The 16,264-nt window shown below is 32.5% G+C and carries 20 protein-coding genes; 10 read left to right on the plus strand and 10 right to left on the minus strand.

All coding sequences use genetic code 11. The annotated features are described in order from the left end of the window. Window positions 1–6 precede the first annotated feature (6 nt). The gene (locus tag C5F49_RS07815) at window positions 7–1,305 is read left to right on the plus strand and encodes a phosphomannomutase (protein ID WP_179362427.1); all 1,299 of its coding nucleotides are present in this window, start codon (window positions 7–9) and stop codon (window positions 1,303–1,305) included. Then, entirely contained in the window at window positions 1,289–2,239 is a 951-nt protein-coding gene (thiL, locus tag C5F49_RS07820; protein ID WP_179362428.1) for a thiamine-phosphate kinase, read from the plus strand. The genes C5F49_RS07815 and thiL overlap by 17 nt, the downstream gene beginning before the upstream one ends. Here the strand turns inward: thiL and C5F49_RS07825 are convergent, their stop codons facing one another. Further along, entirely contained in the window at window positions 2,240–2,560 is a 321-nt protein-coding gene (locus C5F49_RS07825) for a hypothetical protein (protein WP_179362429.1), read from the minus strand. A gap of 116 nt (window positions 2,561–2,676) precedes the next feature. Here C5F49_RS07825 and C5F49_RS07830 point away from each other — a divergent pair, with 116 nt between their 5' ends. Next, window positions 2,677–3,201 (plus strand): 30S ribosomal protein S11, encoded by a 525-nt coding sequence (locus tag C5F49_RS07830; protein WP_179362430.1) that lies wholly within the window; start codon window positions 2,677–2,679, stop codon window positions 3,199–3,201. On the opposite strand, the gene C5F49_RS07835 is transcribed toward C5F49_RS07830, so the two are convergent. Genes C5F49_RS07835 through C5F49_RS07845 form a run of 3 tightly spaced genes read right to left on the minus strand, consistent with a single transcriptional unit; the run spans window position 3,198 to window position 5,370 of the window. Beyond that, window positions 3,198–3,509 (minus strand): hypothetical protein, encoded by a 312-nt coding sequence (locus C5F49_RS07835; RefSeq protein WP_179362431.1) that lies wholly within the window; start codon window positions 3,507–3,509, stop codon window positions 3,198–3,200. The two genes, C5F49_RS07830 and C5F49_RS07835, sit on opposite strands and share 4 nt — an antisense overlap. Continuing rightward, window positions 3,509–3,925 (minus strand): DNA-binding protein, encoded by a 417-nt coding sequence (locus C5F49_RS07840; RefSeq protein ID WP_179362432.1) that lies wholly within the window; start codon window positions 3,923–3,925, stop codon window positions 3,509–3,511. The genes C5F49_RS07835 and C5F49_RS07840 overlap by 1 nt, the downstream gene beginning before the upstream one ends. Next, complete coding sequence (locus C5F49_RS07845; RefSeq protein WP_179362433.1) at window positions 3,922–5,370, minus strand: RtcB family protein; 1,449 nt, start codon at window positions 5,368–5,370, stop codon at window positions 3,922–3,924. The genes C5F49_RS07840 and C5F49_RS07845 overlap by 4 nt, the downstream gene beginning before the upstream one ends. Window positions 5,371–5,512: 142 nt before the next feature. Between C5F49_RS07845 and C5F49_RS07850 the strand changes: the two genes are divergently transcribed. The 4 genes from C5F49_RS07850 to purB all read left to right on the plus strand — a co-directional run bounded on the left by C5F49_RS07850 (window position 5,513) and on the right by purB (window position 8,014). Beyond that, window positions 5,513–5,713: a hypothetical protein gene (locus tag C5F49_RS07850; protein ID WP_179362434.1), complete on the plus strand. Its 201-nt coding sequence runs from the start codon at window positions 5,513–5,515 to the stop codon at window positions 5,711–5,713. 86 nt (window positions 5,714–5,799) lie between these two features. Continuing rightward, entirely contained in the window at window positions 5,800–6,261 is a 462-nt protein-coding gene (locus C5F49_RS07855) for a CBS domain-containing protein (protein WP_179362435.1), read from the plus strand. A 7-nt stretch (window positions 6,262–6,268) separates the two neighbouring features. Further along, the gene (locus C5F49_RS07860; RefSeq protein WP_179362436.1) at window positions 6,269–6,490 is read left to right on the plus strand and encodes a hypothetical protein; all 222 of its coding nucleotides are present in this window, start codon (window positions 6,269–6,271) and stop codon (window positions 6,488–6,490) included. Window positions 6,491–6,652: 162 nt separating this feature from the next. After that, the gene (gene purB / locus C5F49_RS07865; protein ID WP_179362437.1) at window positions 6,653–8,014 is read left to right on the plus strand and encodes an adenylosuccinate lyase; all 1,362 of its coding nucleotides are present in this window, start codon (window positions 6,653–6,655) and stop codon (window positions 8,012–8,014) included. A gap of 198 nt (window positions 8,015–8,212) precedes the next feature. Here the strand turns inward: purB and C5F49_RS07870 are convergent, their stop codons facing one another. The 4 genes from C5F49_RS07870 to C5F49_RS07885 form a co-directional block, all read right to left on the minus strand. Then, a complete protein-coding gene (locus C5F49_RS07870; protein ID WP_179362438.1) occupies window positions 8,213–8,644 on the minus strand; it encodes a hypothetical protein in 432 nt (143 codons plus the stop codon). 101 nt (window positions 8,645–8,745) lie between these two features. Then, window positions 8,746–9,366: a signal peptidase I gene (locus tag C5F49_RS07875; protein WP_179362439.1), complete on the minus strand. Its 621-nt coding sequence runs from the start codon at window positions 9,364–9,366 to the stop codon at window positions 8,746–8,748. Then, the gene (locus C5F49_RS07880) at window positions 9,363–9,869 is read right to left on the minus strand and encodes a hypothetical protein (RefSeq protein WP_179362440.1); all 507 of its coding nucleotides are present in this window, start codon (window positions 9,867–9,869) and stop codon (window positions 9,363–9,365) included. The genes C5F49_RS07875 and C5F49_RS07880 overlap by 4 nt, the downstream gene beginning before the upstream one ends. Window positions 9,870–10,062: 193 nt before the next feature. Next, window positions 10,063–10,818 (minus strand): asparagine synthase C-terminal domain-containing protein, encoded by a 756-nt coding sequence (locus C5F49_RS07885; protein ID WP_179362441.1) that lies wholly within the window; start codon window positions 10,816–10,818, stop codon window positions 10,063–10,065. Window positions 10,819–10,890: 72 nt separating this feature from the next. Here C5F49_RS07885 and C5F49_RS07890 point away from each other — a divergent pair, with 72 nt between their 5' ends. The 3 genes from C5F49_RS07890 (at window position 10,891) to C5F49_RS07900 (ending at window position 14,380) form a co-directional block, all read left to right on the plus strand. Further along, complete coding sequence (locus C5F49_RS07890; protein WP_179362442.1) at window positions 10,891–11,169, plus strand: 4a-hydroxytetrahydrobiopterin dehydratase; 279 nt, start codon at window positions 10,891–10,893, stop codon at window positions 11,167–11,169. A 69-nt stretch (window positions 11,170–11,238) separates the two neighbouring features. Continuing rightward, the gene (locus C5F49_RS07895; protein ID WP_179362443.1) at window positions 11,239–12,054 is read left to right on the plus strand and encodes a 6-pyruvoyl trahydropterin synthase family protein; all 816 of its coding nucleotides are present in this window, start codon (window positions 11,239–11,241) and stop codon (window positions 12,052–12,054) included. Between the two features lie 7 nt (window positions 12,055–12,061). Continuing rightward, a complete protein-coding gene (locus C5F49_RS07900) occupies window positions 12,062–14,380 on the plus strand; it encodes a valine--tRNA ligase (protein WP_179362444.1) in 2,319 nt (772 codons plus the stop codon). Between the two features lie 6 nt (window positions 14,381–14,386). On the opposite strand, the gene C5F49_RS09805 is transcribed toward C5F49_RS07900, so the two are convergent. Then, window positions 14,387–15,028, minus strand: coding sequence for a hypothetical protein (locus C5F49_RS09805; protein ID WP_425489621.1), 642 nt, complete (start codon window positions 15,026–15,028; stop codon window positions 14,387–14,389). A 47-nt stretch (window positions 15,029–15,075) separates the two neighbouring features. After that, window positions 15,076–16,254, minus strand: a complete 1,179-nt coding sequence (locus tag C5F49_RS07910; protein WP_179362446.1) for a hypothetical protein — start codon at window positions 16,252–16,254, stop codon at window positions 15,076–15,078. Between the last annotated feature and the right edge of the window lie 10 nt (window positions 16,255–16,264).

Here is a 16,264-nt window from a genome sequence, read left to right on the forward strand (position 1 = left end):
GACTAAATGAAAAAAACAATTTCAGGGATTAGAGGAATATTTGGAGAAGATCTTAACCTAAAAGATGTATTAGAATTTTGCAATAATTTTTCATCATTAATAAAATCAAAAAAATGTGTTATTGGAAAAGATACTAGACCTTCAGGTTCAATGGTAAAAAACTCAGCAACTGCAGCATTGATGAAAAATGGGATTGATGTTTTTAATTTAGGAACAGTTCCAACTCCAGTAGTTTTCAGAGAAGCAAGAAATTACGGAGCAGGTTTAGTAATTTCTTCATCTCACAATCCATTAGAATGGAATGGGATGAAATTCATCATTGAGGGCAGAGGGATAAACGAGGATGAACTTCCACAAATCATCCAACATCAGGATATTGTAAAAACAAAAATCGGTATTGAAACTGAAATTACCACATCATACATAGAAGATGCAAAAAAAATCATAGGAAAATTGGAAAACAGGCCAAAAATTGCAGTAGATATTGGAGGAGGAGCTGCTAAAGATTTTGCTCCATTATTACTAAGAGAAATTGGATGTGATGTTCAAGTAATTAATGAAAATATTTCTGGGTGCTCAAGAGGACCTGATCCAACATCAGATAATTTATCAGAATTAATTACTACGACTAATAAAAAAGACATCGGATTTGCATTTGATTTAGACGGAGATCGATTGGTAGTTGTTAAAGACGGAAAAAAACAAACACCAGACGTGACACTGGGTTTAGGCGTAGCAAAATCATTGGAGTTAGGCTACAAAAAATTCGTTCTAAGTATTGATACTAGTGTATCAGTTGAAAAATTCATCAAAGAGAAAGGAGGAACTGTACAAAGATCCAAAGTAGGAGAAGCAAACGTAATAGATCTCATGCTAGAGAATAATGCACAAGCTGGAGGGGAAGGCAGTAGTGGAGGTTTTATTTTACCAGAATTCAATTATTGCAGAGAAGGGATTCTTACAAGCGGTCTAATTGCATCCATGCTAGATGGTTCAAAATTTAACGAGATACTAAATTTTATGGAAAGTTATAATCAGATTAGAGATAAAACTGACATTGATTCAGAATTTCATGACAAAGTTATCGAAGAAGTGAAATCAAATTTTTCAAAAGATTATTCTGAAATAATTACATTAGATGGAATCAAAGGAATTATCGATGAAGATAGTTGGGTGCTAATTAGAAAATCAAATACAGAAGACATCATTAGAGTTTCAGCAGAATCAAATAATAAAGAAAAATGCAAAGAGATAGTCAAGGATACGATAAAAATGGTAAATCAAAGTTATGAAAAAATTAGATGAAACATCAATAATTGAAATTTTTCAGAAGGGATTAGGTAAAAAAAAATTCGAATCAGAAGATGTAGAAGTTTTTAATTTAGGTAAAAATAAAATTGTGGCAAAAACTGACACGCTAGTACAAAGTACAGATATTCCATCTAAAATGAAATTATCTGACGCTGCAAGGAAAAGTATAGTGGCATGTGTAAGTGATTTTGCCTCAAAGGGGGTCAAACCATCATATGGAATGATTTCAATAAATCTTCCAAATACTATTTCACGCTCAAAAATTAACGAAATTGTTTCTGGTTTTAGAAAAGCATCAAAAGAATTCAATATTTCAATTTTAGGAGGGGATACAAACGGAGGCAAGGAAATTGTATTCAACGTATGTCTTTTTGGAATTGTAGACAAAATAGTTTCAAGAAGGAATTCAAAGAAAAAAGATCTGATATTTGTTACTGGTCCATTCGGATATACAGCAGCTGGATTGAATATGATTCTAGGTAAAAAAAGAGGAAAGCCAGATTTTGTGAAAAAATCAATTAATTCAGTAATTAAACCAAAACCTAGACTCAATTTTGGAATAAAAAACAAGAAATATTTTTCATCATCAATGGATTCCAGTGATGGTTTATCTACTACATTAAATGAAATGGCAAAACAAAGCAAAAATAAATTCATCATAACTAAAATTCCAGCATCAAAAGATTTGGAGAATTTTGTAAAAGCTCATAAATTGAATTTGAATAATTTTGTATTCAATGGTGGAGAAGAATATGAATTTGTTTTCACCGCATCTCAAAACCATAAAAAAACTATTGTAAAGAATGCAAAATTATTGAAAATACCAATTATAGAGATAGGTTTTGTCACTTCAGGAAAAGGTGTGTATCTTAAAAATGATAATAATTTAGTTCAATTACAAGATAAAGGTTGGAAGCATTTCAAATAATTATTCCCCATATGAGAAATCACGTTCAACATTATTTACAATACTAAAAATAGATTCTGCAGGTAAAACGTTAACACATTCAGTAATCCATATTTCATCTAGATACATCAAGCGTTTAAAATCATCATTAGGAAGTTCATCAGGGGTAGAATCAGGATACGTAGCATGAATTCTATATCCTTCATTAGCAATCAGTTGACAGCTTTGTTCTTGAGGGGATAAACCAGAATCGCCGATCGGGGTCAAAAAATGAATTGCCACTGAAGCCATTAATGCAGTTGCAACTGCTATACCAATTGCCAAAAACAGAATTGATGCCATTTAATGCATCCAGATGATTACAGTATATGAATAGTCATTGGATATCTAATAGTGCCTAAATTATGATAGTTTTGAAAAATCAATGTATTTTAAACCCTTTAAGGCCTGATTAGACATTGTCAGAAACAGAAGCTGAGATTCAAGAAGCACCAGTAGAAAAGACTGAGGCTGTAGTTGAAGAGACTGAAGCTGCAGAAGAAGTAAAAACCGAATCTGCTCAAGAATCAAAAGCTCAACCAGAGACAAAAAAAGAAGGTCCTGAAAAATGGGGAATTGCCCATATTTACAGTAGTTATAATAATACAATTATTCACATGACCGACCTTACAGGTGCAGAAACAGTATCAATTAGTTCTGGTGGAATTCATGTAACTGCAGATAGATACGAATCATCACCATTTGCCGCAATGAAAGCAGCAAATGCAGTTGTAGAATCTGCAAGAACAAAAGGATTTACGGGATTTCATATCAGAGTTCGTGCTGTAGGTGGAGTTGGTTCCAGAGTTCCTGGTCCAGGTGCACAAGCAGCAATTAGAGCATTAGCAAGAGGCGGATTTAAAATTGGAAGAATTGATGATGTAACACCAATTCCTCATGACACCACTAGAAAGAAAGGTGGAAAAAGAGGAAGAAGAGTTTAGTCAGATATTTTTATTTTAATATCACAACCTTTAGAAACAAAATAATCTGTCATAAATTTTGCAAATTTTCCTGCTTGATCATTTGCCTGATATTTATTAATCATATCAGAAAACTTTTCTTCAATTCCACTTTGTAAATTAGGTTTAATTGCTAATTTAAAAAATGTCCATCCAAATTTTGGTAAAGGATCACTTAGAACATATCCATTATAACCCGATACAAGACTTTCCATATGAGATAATGCTTTTTTGATTGTTAGTAGATCATCTGCATAATTTTTTGTTCCAATTTCTAAAACAATATTCATTACTCATCACCATCATCAGAGGGTTGATTACTAAGTTTATCAGTTAAAGAAACAAATTTTCCATCTTGTTCTACATTAATTTTTGTAGCCATTCTAACATTGATACCAACTGATCTAAACAATGTCAATAACTTTCCCCCATCAATACTCTCATTAATTTCTCCAGTTTTAATTAATTCAGATAATTTTTCAATTATCATTTTTGTTTCATTGGGGAATTGAGATTCTGCATTTTGTAAAACTTCTAGTCCTCTAAATCCAAGTATTTTGATAAGAGAATCCCTCGGATTTTCAGTAACTTTTTCTTTTTCAGCATCAGGAGTTGGCTCTACGTTTTGTTTTGTAGAAATATTTTTTTGCATTTCAGCTAGTCGTTTAGCCTTTAGTCTTTCTAGTTCAGAATCTTCTTCGCTCAACCTTTAATCACACCAATAGGCACTAATTTTGCAACTTTTGTGGCAATTCCCAAATTATGAGAGACATTAACTACAGAATCAACATCTTTGTAGGCTTGAGGGGTTTCTTCAACAACTCCATCTCTAGTTAAGGCTTTGATGAATATGCCTTTGTCATTTAGTGATTTTTTAACATCATCCTCAGTAAAATTTCTTCTAGCCTTTGAACGAGACATTGTTCTTCCTGCACCATGAGCAGTAGATCCAAAACTCAAATTCATTGAATTTGGTTTCCCAAGTAAAATCCAGCTAGAAGTACCCATAGAGCCTGGAACTAAAACAGGTTGTCCTAAATCACGGTATTTTAACGGAATTTCATTTCGATTTGCAGGAAACGCTCTTGTTGCACCTTTTCTATGAACTACCAAATTACGTTCTGCTCCATCAACTTTGTGTTTTTCAACTTTAGCAATATTATGAGCAACATCATAAACTAGTTTCATATCAAGATCAGACTCTGATTGATTAAATACACGTTGAAAAGAATTTCTCGTCCAATGAGTTAGCATTTGTCTATTACTCCAAGCAAAATTTAATGCAGAAAACATTGCTTTTCTATAAGATTCACCTTCTTCAGAACTATTTGGGACACATGCAAGTTCTCTATCAGGTAAATTGATATTATATTTTTCCATAGCTTGCTCTGCCACTCGGAGATAATCACTACACACCTGATGACCAAATCCTCTAGAGCCACAATGAATTAAAACTGTAATTGTTCCTTCTTCTATTCCCATTCTCTTTGCTGCTTCTTCATCATGAATTTCTGCAACTTTTTGTACTTCTAAAAAATGATTTCCAGAACCTAAACTTCCAAGTTGAGGTGCACCTCTTTTTCTTGCTTTATCAGAAACTTTGTCTGGATCAGCATTTTGAATTTTTCCATTCTCTTCACAAACATCTGAATCATCAGATGAGCCATAACCATGATCAATTGCCCAGTCCACTCCTCTTACCAAAACTTCATCAAGTTCCGAAGGAGTTAGTTTTACTGCACCTTTAGATCCTACACCAGATGGTATAGAGCTAAAAAGATCTGTTACCAATTCTTTTAGTTTTGAACGAACTAAATCTTCAGATAAATTAGAACGAAGTAAACGTACTCCACAATTAATATCATAACCAACACCTCCAGGACTAATCATTCCTTCTTCTGCATCCATAGCTGCGACCCCACCTACTGGAAAACCATAGCCTTCATGCCCGTCAGGTAAAACTGTACTATGACTAACTATACCAGGAATACAGGCTACATTTTTTGCCTGCATTATTGTCCTATCAGAGAGCATTTTTTGCATTAATGGCTCATCAGCATAGATTCTCACAGGAACTTTCATGCCAAGATTTGAATCAGCATCAATTTGGTATTGGTTCTCTCCAATTTTTCTTGGTGTACTAGAAGACATGAGTATTGGTGAAAATTCCCTTCAATCCAATTTAAATCATCAGAAGATTTGTAAAATAATTTCAAAACAATCCAATTAATTAGAAAAACCATTCATGAAATTGATGATCTGGTTTATCTATGATTAAATCATTTCATTATTTGTGGTAAGAAAACAATTAACAGAAAAGGAAAAGGAAAAACAAAAAGAAGAGCAATCATTGAGAGCTAAAGCTTCTCGAGCAGCTAGAAGAAGCGGTAAAAGTATGAAAACTGAAGGTAAAGTAAGTAAATCAACTGCAAAGACAAAAGAAGCTAGATCATCAAAGAAAGTAGCAACTGTAAGAAAGAGAACAAGAAGTTAAAGTCAATTTAGATTATCTGAGATGATTTTCATCTTTGGTATTTGAGTAGACCATATAAAATGGAATTAGTGGTACAGTAACTTAAGATGGCAGATGCTAAAACAATTACTATCTCAGATGTGATGACCAAATCAGTGATCTCTGTTGATGCAAAATTAACAGTAAATGAAACTGCAAAAATGATGGAAGATGCAAAAGTTGGAGCAGTTATCGTAATGGAAGATAACTTACCAATAGGAATTGTCACAGATAGAGACTTTGCAATTAAAATTGCAGCTCATGCATATCAAATTTCTACTCCAATCAAAAAAATAATGTCAACTCCATTATTTTCAATCAATCCAGATGAAACTGTAAGAACTGCAGCAGATTTAATGCATGACAGAGGAATAAGAAAATTACCAGTCATCGATGACGGTAAAGTGATTGGGATTATCACATCAACTGATATTGTTAATTTGTTAGCTGTTTGCGTGGAAGAAGATATGAGAGATATGTATTTTCATTCAGTAGCAAAAATCTATACCAATTACAGCCCATATAATTAACAAAATCATGGTAGTGCCAATAATTGTATTATTAGGAATTCCAATTCTACTTGGAATTGTATACATGCCTCCATATGATATGCCAGTAAAGGAAGAATCAAGTGAAATTCCAGAGGAACCGGATGTAAGTATTTTGTACTATATCTTAATGGGAATTTGGACTTTGTATTTGATTAAAATTCTTCTTCAAGTGAAAAAAGGAACTTTCAAGGCAACACAGAGGTATTAGTATGAACACGGCACCATACTGGAGAAAAAATATTTGTTCTGATTGCAAGCGAGTTAATTGTGAAAAAGGTTGCTTGTGTGATTGTCACCAATTAAGAGATAGAGTGGATTAAGTTCAAAATTCATAAGTAGATTTATTTTCGATGTGTACCGATTAGAAATATTGGCAATTTTACCTATTGATAATGGTCGTTATGGTACCAAAGAAATGATGGATATTTTCAGTGAGCAAAAAAAAGTAGACTATCAATTAGAGATCGAGGGGGCTGCTGCCATTTCTCAAAGTGAAATAGGTATGATCTCAAAAAGCATAGGTAAAGAAATTCACAGAGCTGCAATGTCTGGAAAAATTACTGCAAAAAGAATTAAACAATTAGAGGCAAAAAGTGATCACGATACTGCAGCACTAGTAGAATCACTAAGTGAGAAATGTAGTAAAAATGCAAGACCTTGGATACATTATGGATTAACAAGTAATGATTTAGTTGATACAAGTAACTCAATGCAAATGAGGGATGCATTACAAATTATTGAACCTAAAGTCGCAAAGATGGCATCAATTCTTGCAAAAAAAGCTGTAAAACATGGAAAGATTCCAGCAGTCGGTCGAACACATGGTCAGCATGCAAGTATCATTTCATTTGGATTAAAGTTTGCAAATTGGGCTGCAGAGATGGCAAAACATGTAGAACGAATTGAAGAAATTAAGAAAAGAATTCTAATTTGCAAGACACTAGGTGTTGTAGGAACTGGTTCTCTCATGGGTGCAAAGTCACTTGAAGTACAAAAAAGAGCTGCTAAACGATTAAAATTATTCCCAGCAGAAGTTACAACACAAGTTGTCCCTAGAGAAAGATATGCAGAATATGTGTTTGAACTGGCATTAATTGGGGCCACTTTGGAAAAAATTGCAATAGAGATTAGAAATTTACAAAGAACTGAGATTGGAGAAGTTGCAGAACAATTCAAGAAAGGACAGATGGGCAGTAGTGCAGTTCCAGTTAAAAGAAATCCAATTAAAAGTGAACGAGTGTCATCATTATCAAAACTAGTAAGGAGTCAAGTTGCAGTTGCATTTGAAAATATTCCACTATGGCATGAGCGAGATCTTTCAAATTCAGCAAATGAGAGATTTATTCTTCCAACTGTTTCAATTCTAGTTGATGAAATGCTTGAAACTATGACTAGAATTATTTCAAACTTGATGGTAAATGAGAAAAGAATTGTAGATAACCTATACATCACAAAGGGGCAAATCTTTGCAGAGTTTGTTTTGGAAGCTCTAATCAAAAAAGGAATTCCAAGATTTGAGGCATACAGAGATGTTCAAAGAGTTGCATTTGAGGCAAATGACAAAGGAATGTTCTACAAAGATGCAATAAAAAACGACAAAGCATTCAATTCAAAATTAACTGAAAAAGAAATTGATTCTATCTTCTCACCGGAGAAACACCTTGGTGCATCTCCTGCAATCATAAAAAATGTAGAAAGATCAGTACAAAATACAGTTAAGAAATTTCTTTAAGAGATTTTAGAACTACCATATCTTAAGAGTTGAATTCACCTGCCATTTTGGGGATGAAAATGGACGCAGATAGGCGTGAAATATAGAAAGTCTAGTTTTCATTTCTATGAGAGCCGTACTCGTCACAGGCAAAATCTTTTGATTTTAGTCAGTTAAAGAGTCTTAGTGTTTTAGTTCAGGACTCTAATCCTGTATAGATTATGGAATAGAATTTAATTCATTTTCAATTATTTCAATACCTGATACAAAAATTGCAGCAGAATCAGGATCTCCTCCAAATGCCATTCCTAATGTCTCAAGTTGAAAATCAACATAACTTTCAATTAATTTTCCAGTAACTGTTACTTTCTTATCGTGTAGTGATGGACTTAATTTTTCACCATATAGAAAAATTCTACCATTATTCATATTGACATTCATTTCTTCTTCAGGAATAACTGCGTATGATGGTCCATCAATTGGTTTCCAATGTTGTAGAATTCCAGTGACGGTAACCGTGGATGCATTTTCTATGTATTCAGTACGTTTACTTTTGTATTCTGCATTCTCACTATAGTTATTTGTCTGCGATATTACAAAAATCACCATTACTGTGATGCTGATAATTATTGCAATAGATGATTTTTTCATGATATTTTGATCAATAATAACCTCATAAAGTTTCTAATCTTGGTAATTACAAATCCAAATTTCAATGAAATAATCCTAGGCTTTCAAAGGGAATTGTTGTTTTAGTTTGAAACCCTATTTTCTCTTCTAAATTTAATATGAAGGATTATTGGGATTAAAAAAACTACAAATTCAATTAGATAAATTATCAAATTAGTAGGAGGGCGAAGAATTTGGGTAATCCCTCCAACATCAGGAATGATATTATTGATTTTTCCTACATATTCTGATTCAGTGATTGGAAAATCAGTACCTGGAATTGATGCAGGATTTGCATCACCTTTAGTTTTGAAGGTAAGTGGATTATCATTTAGTACCTCCACAATTCTATGTAAAATTATTCTATTATGATCAGAAGGTCTATCAAATACAATGATATCACCCACTGACAAATTTTCAAATGGGAAATTTTTATCAGCAGTAACTACATCATAAACTTCTAATTCAGGCATCATACTACCACTTGAAACAACATAAAATGCTCCCCCTAAACTAAACAAAAACATACCAATTGAAAAGAGGATTGGGAGTGAAAATACTATTCCTACAATTATACATCGTTTAGCCTTGATGGGATCGTCTTTTCGAATTGCAAAGTAAGAGATCAATCCTCCAAGAATAGAAAACAATATCGGTAATTCATACCATAAGGGACTACGTTTTTTTCTATTTTCTAATGTCATTGAATAGCACTACTCCGTGATTGTTTCATAAAGTCATCGTTCCATTTCTTTGACCATTTCCTAATTAGATAAATTGCAACAGGTAGTACAATACTTTCTACAAGGAGATAATTATATTGAGAATCTGGTAAAAATGACACCAAGATCATTGCAGGAATTGCAATTCCAAAGATTACGAGGATATAGATTGTTAATTTTTTTACTTTGTAAGAAGCATACAAATCCAATCCAGGGATAAATGCAAAAATTGTTTGTCGAGTTATATCAACTGGTCTGTTTGGGACAGAAAAATAACTAACCGTCCCTGTTCGTTTGTCTTGTAAATATATTGCAATTCCTGCTATCAAAGAGCCAAATCCAGCTAAATTAGTAATAATCTTAACAATAAACAAGAGATATGAAGATAGATTTTGAAATATTGTAGAATCATTTCCACTAAAATCAACATTCATTGAAGATGATACAGTTGGGAAGAAAAATGCCAAAACCGTATTTGCAATCAATAAGACTATTCCAATACGGATTAGGAATGTACTACGTCTCAATGAATTTTAATTATGATTTTCATACATTAGGTACTGTATGTTATTTCAAATAACATAGGCACAAATCATATGATTCAAGTCCGTCAAAGGGAATCATTGTTTTAGTTCAGGGCCCAAAAAGGCTTGAATCATTCTCAAGAACTCTATTTCATTATCGAGTTTTTAACAAAGCTTTGTGAATTTTAGTACCATACTGTAATGCCTTTTTTCGTTTTGTACAAGAAAGTTCTGGAACGTTGACTTCACTTGCTAATTTACGAATAATGTGTTTACGATATAGATCTTCAGAGTCATGAATTTTTTCAGATATAGGAACAGTTTTTGCATATTTGATGAATTTTTCTGAGAGTAATGGCTGGAGTATGGTCACTCCAAATTCAGATGCAACTTGATTTACAGCCTTCATCATTTTTAGTTCATTATCTAATTTAGCCAGCATCACTTCATTGATTTGCGATTCTCCACCAGAATATGCTTCTCTATACGCATTGTAGCCGCAAAATAATTCATCTATACCATTTGCAGTAATTACAGTATCAAGATCTAAAGAGTTTGCAAGTTTTGAAACATAATGAAAAGCAATACAATTTTCATTCCAAGATAGATTGTCTGTTTTTATTGTTTGATTAATTTTTGAAGAAATAGATGAAAATTTGTCTGGATCAATTTCTAAAACATGATGAGGATATTTTAGAAATTCATTGACATGTTTTGCAAATAAAATATCATGGGATTCTGAAAATCCAATCGTAAGTAATGATATATCAAAATCCATATCGGAGCAAATTTTTGATATTAATGTACTATCAACACCACCAGAAAAAGCGATTCCAATTTTCTTTACTTGGACAGTTTCAGAAATAGAATTCTTAATATTCTCAAGTAACTCTTTGTTCATATCATCCATTTTGACTTACTCCCCATTTCCCATAAAGGGTAATGAATCAATCTTTTAATTTAAGATTAAATGTGATACAGTATGATGCGATTATCACAACTAGACATCGAGGAGCAATTAAAGAATCTCTCCGGCTGGAGTGTTGTAAATGAAAAACTACACAAGGAATTTCAATTTGAGAGCTTCAATCAAGCATTTGGTTTTATGACCAGGGCAGCAATGGAAATTGAAAAAATGAATCATCATCCAGAGTGGTTTAACGTGTATAATAGAATCACCATAGAATTAACAACTCATGATGCAGGAGGCATAACAAAAAACGATGTCAATCTGGCTAAAATTCTAAATTCTTTGGAATAGCTGTAAATGAAGAATTTTAGGCACAATCATTACAGAATTTATATTATATCCAAAGTCAGTTGACTTCACATGGCTTCAAGTCCTACAATATTAGATTCAGATTTTCGATATATCGACAAGAAAGGAAACTTGCTCAAAACTCGAACTGAGTTAACAGTAGCACAGATGCTTACATTTCTTGAACAAGATTATGAATACAATCACAAAATTACACTAAAGAATGGAACAGATGTTGTAATTGATTTCAAAACTGAAAAGGGATTGATAGAAGTAATTGATACAGATGAGGATATTGAAAAATACAAACAAGTCAAAGAAGATTTTCCTGAAGATAAAGTAATGGCAATAGGACATGCAAAATATGTTGCACAGATTAAAGAATTACAAGATGTTGTATTTTATGATAAGACTCCACAGACAGGTTCCATATTCTTAGAGGATGCATCATTCTCATTTGATTATGCACATATTCTTCCCCTAGTTGAAAAATGCTCCATCCTACATGGACATACATCATCAGTAATGGTTGAACTTGTAGGACAAATGAAAGACAATCTTCTTTTAGATTTTGGCGAAGCTAAAAGAATCATCAAAGAAGTAGTCAATGTATTTGATCATAAATTTTTCATAAACAGAAAATATCTAAAGAAAGAAGATGACTCACATTATCAAATTCAATTTGAAGGACCTAAAGGAATGTTTGAATTACAAGTTCCAAAAAATACAACATATCTGTTAGAAGGTGAGGCCACAGTTGAAAACCTTTCAAGTGAAATTATTAAATTGCTAGTACCAAAAATGCCATCAAATGTAGAGGCAGTAGGTGTTTACATCTATGAAGGTTACAACAAAGGATCTCATATTATTTCAAACATAGAAAGATAATTAGAAAATGGAACCTAAAATATCAGAGAAAGCATGGAACCCAGAATTAGAAAAAGGAATTCTAAAACAATGGGAAGAAGAAAAAATTTATGATTTTATACCACAAGAGGACAATTTTACAATAGATACGCCTCCTCCATATCCATCAGGTAGGCCTTGGCATATTGGTGCTGCAGCACATTATTCACAGATCGACATGATTGCAAGAACTGCAAGGATGGCAGGCAAAAATGTCTATTTCCCTATAGGAATTGACAGGAATGGACTTCCAGTAGAACTCTACACTGAAAAAAAACACAAAATTAGAATGAGGGAAACAGAAAGAGGTGAATTTCTGAATCTATGTAGAGAAGCACTAGATGATTTGGAAGCAGAGATGATTCTCATTATGAAAAGTTTAGGGCTTAGTGGAGATTTTGCAAATTACTATAGAACAGATTCACAAGAATACAGGACACTAACTCAATCAACATTTATTGATTTATGGAAAAAAGGACAAGTGTATCTTGCAAACAGACCAAACAATTACGATTGGGTATCAGGTACAACAATAGCAGATGCAGAAATAATCTATGAAGATTTATCTACAAAACTAGTTTACATGAAATTCAAAATTAAAGATACAGATAAAGAGATAATCATTGCAAGTACAAGGCCAGAATTACTATGTGCATGTAGAACCATCATTGTAAATCCTGAAGATGAAAGATATGCACAATACATTGGAAAGAAAATAATTGTTCCAATTACTAATGCAGAAGTTGAATTAAGAACACATCATTCAGCCCAACAAGAATTTGGTTCAGGTGCTGTAATGGTGTGTAGTTATGGTGATCAAAACGATGTTGCATTATTTAGAGAATTAGAGTTAGAAGAAATTGTTGCAATAGGGTTAGATGGAAGAATGACTGAAGCTGCAGGTGAATATACAGGATTAAAACCAAAACAAGCAAGAACAAAAATTATAGAAGATTTGGAAACCAAAGGATTTCTAGAAAAAACTGAAGATATTGTTCACCGAACTCCAGTATCAGAGAGAAGTAAAACACCAATTGAAATTATTCCAATGGAGGAATATTATCTAAAACAAAAAGAAGCAGTTCCAAAAATTAAGAGTTTAGGAGAAGAAATAGAATTTCATCCGCCAATGCATAAGCAAATCCTGATGAATTGGCTGGAATCCATCAACATTGACTGGCCAATTTCAAGACGAAGGTACTATGGCACTGAAATTCCAATATGGTACTGTAAAAAATGCTCAGAACCTCATGTTCCTGAGCCTGGAAAATACTATAAACCCTGGAATGAGAAATGTCCAATCAATAATTGTACCAAGTGTGATTCCACAGAATTTGTTGGGGAAGAGCGAACATTTGACACATGGATGGATTCTAGCGTATCTCCACTTTTCATTAGTAAATTTAACAGAGATGAGGAATTTTTCAAAAAAGTATATCCTGCATCAATTAGACCTCAAGCAAAAGATATTGTCAGAACGTGGTTGTACTATACACTTCTTAGATGTGAACAGTTAACAGGAAAGAAACCATGGTCTGAAGCTTGGATCATGGGTTATGGTCTAGATGAAAAAGGAATGAAGATGAGTAAAAGTAAAGGCAATGCAATAGATCCTCTACCTGTAATTGAGAAATTAGGTGCAGATACTTTTAGATTTTGGAGTGCAAGTGAAATTAACCACGGATATGATTTTAGATGTAACGAGCAAAAAATTGAATCAACAAAAAAATTCCTCAGTAAGTTGTGGAATGTGTCAAGATTTTTGTCTAATTTTCCAGTAATTGAATCAGGAAAACCTTCTGCAACAGATGAATGGATTTTATCAGAGCTTGACAAGTTAGTTAAAGAATGTAAAAAAGGATATGAAGAATATAACTTTTTTATTCCAGCAATTGCAATTAGAGAATTTACTTGGAATGTATTTGCGGCTCACTACATTGAAATGGTAAAAGCAAGAGCTTATGGAATTGAATTCTCAGATGAAGAAAGAGATGGTGCAATCTTCACATTACATAAAACATTATCAACAATTTTAAAATTATTAGCACCAATTACTCCATTTATTACAGAACATCTTTGGAAAGAACTGTATTCAAAAGATAGCATTCACAAACAAAAACATGTTGAACCTGAAAATATTGAAGAGCAAAGTAATGTTACAAAAGAAATTTCAGAATTCAATTCCAAAGTATGGAATGAGAAGAAATCTCAAAATCTATCATTAAAAGATTCAATCAAAATTGAAATTCCAAAATCTTTAGAACCATTCAAGAAAGATTTGAAATCCATGCATAATTTGTTGGGTTGAGCCTGATTATACCTGCAAAATACCATTTGTGATCAAATACTGAATTCCTTGAATGAACGCAGTGTCATCTATTTGACCATCTGCCCACCAGCCAGCATTATTCTTAATCCAAGGTGGAATTTCATTTCCAGATATCTCACCAGACTCGGTTTGAGGAATATTCATTATTTCCTCAGTTATCAAATACTGAATTCCTTGAATGAACGCAGTGTCATCTATTTGACCATCTGCCCACCAGCCAGCATTATTCTTAATCCAAGGTGGAATTTCAGGTTCTAGAGAAAAAGGATTGAGTGCATCGGTTCCAATAATATCAATAAAAGAATCACCTCCAAAGAATGGAATTACAAGAGTTCTAGATTCTGATGTAGAATCTATTTCAGCATAATCTGTTTCAAAACCATCAACTAAAATAAAAAATTCATCGTCAAATGTGTCAAATTTTGCATCCAATAGTGATCTTGGAATTGTGATCTCAACTGTCCCATCAGAAGAAGTATCCATTGTGAGAATTAATTCAACAAAATCAGGATCCAAAAAAATTGTATCAAGAATTCCATTTTCAATATTATAATCTACATCAAATGAATTAACAGAAACGGTTCCAACATCCCCATATGAGAATGGAAACGATGTAAAAAGAATCAAAACAAATAGAGAACTCAAAAGATATAATGAGTTTTTATGGTTCATCTTTAGTTCCCAGCAATAGTTAGATCTTCTGTTAATTCTACAGAAATATCATTTCCTGCTGAATTGTCATCTGTTGTGTCATCTGTTGTGTCATCTGTTGTGTCATCTGTTGTGTCATCTGTTGTGTCATCTGTTGTTGAAACAGTTTTTGTTAGTGTACCAGTTCCATCAAGAAACCACATACCAGAAATTTTACTTTGAGGATTCAAAATCGAAACTTGAGTTGAATCAGTAATTTCATTTATAGGAGAATCAGCATTTAATGAAATTTTGAGCGTAGAATAAACTTCCGCAAGCACATCATCTTCTAAAAAGGCTAAGACTACCAAAGAATCCTTTAAGCCAGAATCACCTGATGAAGTTGTTCGAGCTTTTCCAAATCCACAGTTGAAAGGTATACTATCCACAGTAATTCCGCATTCTTCTAATTCCAATTTTAGATTAGATTTACTTTTGTCAAAAGTATTGAAAATCATAAAACCTTCAAGCGTAGATAATTGGGTTTTATCACGAATTCCAGTAAGGGTTACTGAATCAAATTTTAATTCGTATGTTTCAAATGAATTTAAAGTGGAAATTTTATCACCCAAGTAATCATCATTGTTGATTTTATCAAGAATTTTTTGAGTTCTAGAATCTAATTTTTCTTGTTTTTCTAATAATTTTTTACGAATTTGATCTGTTTTTTTAGCAATTTTATCTTCTAGTTTTGCAGTTTTGTCAGAAAGTTTTTCAACATCCCCTGTAAAACCAGATTCAATCTTATTTTGATATTTTAATTTAATTTCTTTTAATTTTTCTTCATATTTGTTTATTTTTTTGGATAATTTTTCTTCAAGTTTTTTTCTATCAGAATCTAATTTTGCTTTTTTGTCTTCTAGTTTTTGTTTTTGTTCATCATCTTTTTTGATTTCTTTTTCTTGTTTATCTTCTAGTTTTTGTTTTCGTTCATCAGCTTTTTTGATTTCTTTTTCTTGTTTATCTTCTAGTTTTTGTTTTCGTTCATCAGCTTTTTTGATTTCTTTTTCTTGTTTATCTAACTGTTTTTGATATGCCTTTGAGTTTTCTTGATTTTCAGAAAAATCTTCTTCTGCAAATGAATTTTCAATTGAAAATAGTCCAAAAGAACTACCAATCAAAATTGAGGCTAAAATTCCAAAGAAAATAAAATTTTTGTTCATTTAACAGCTC

It is taken from the genome of Nitrosopumilus oxyclinae (genome assembly GCF_013407165.1).
GTDB lineage: Archaea > Thermoproteota > Nitrososphaeria > Nitrososphaerales > Nitrosopumilaceae > Nitrosopumilus > Nitrosopumilus oxyclinae.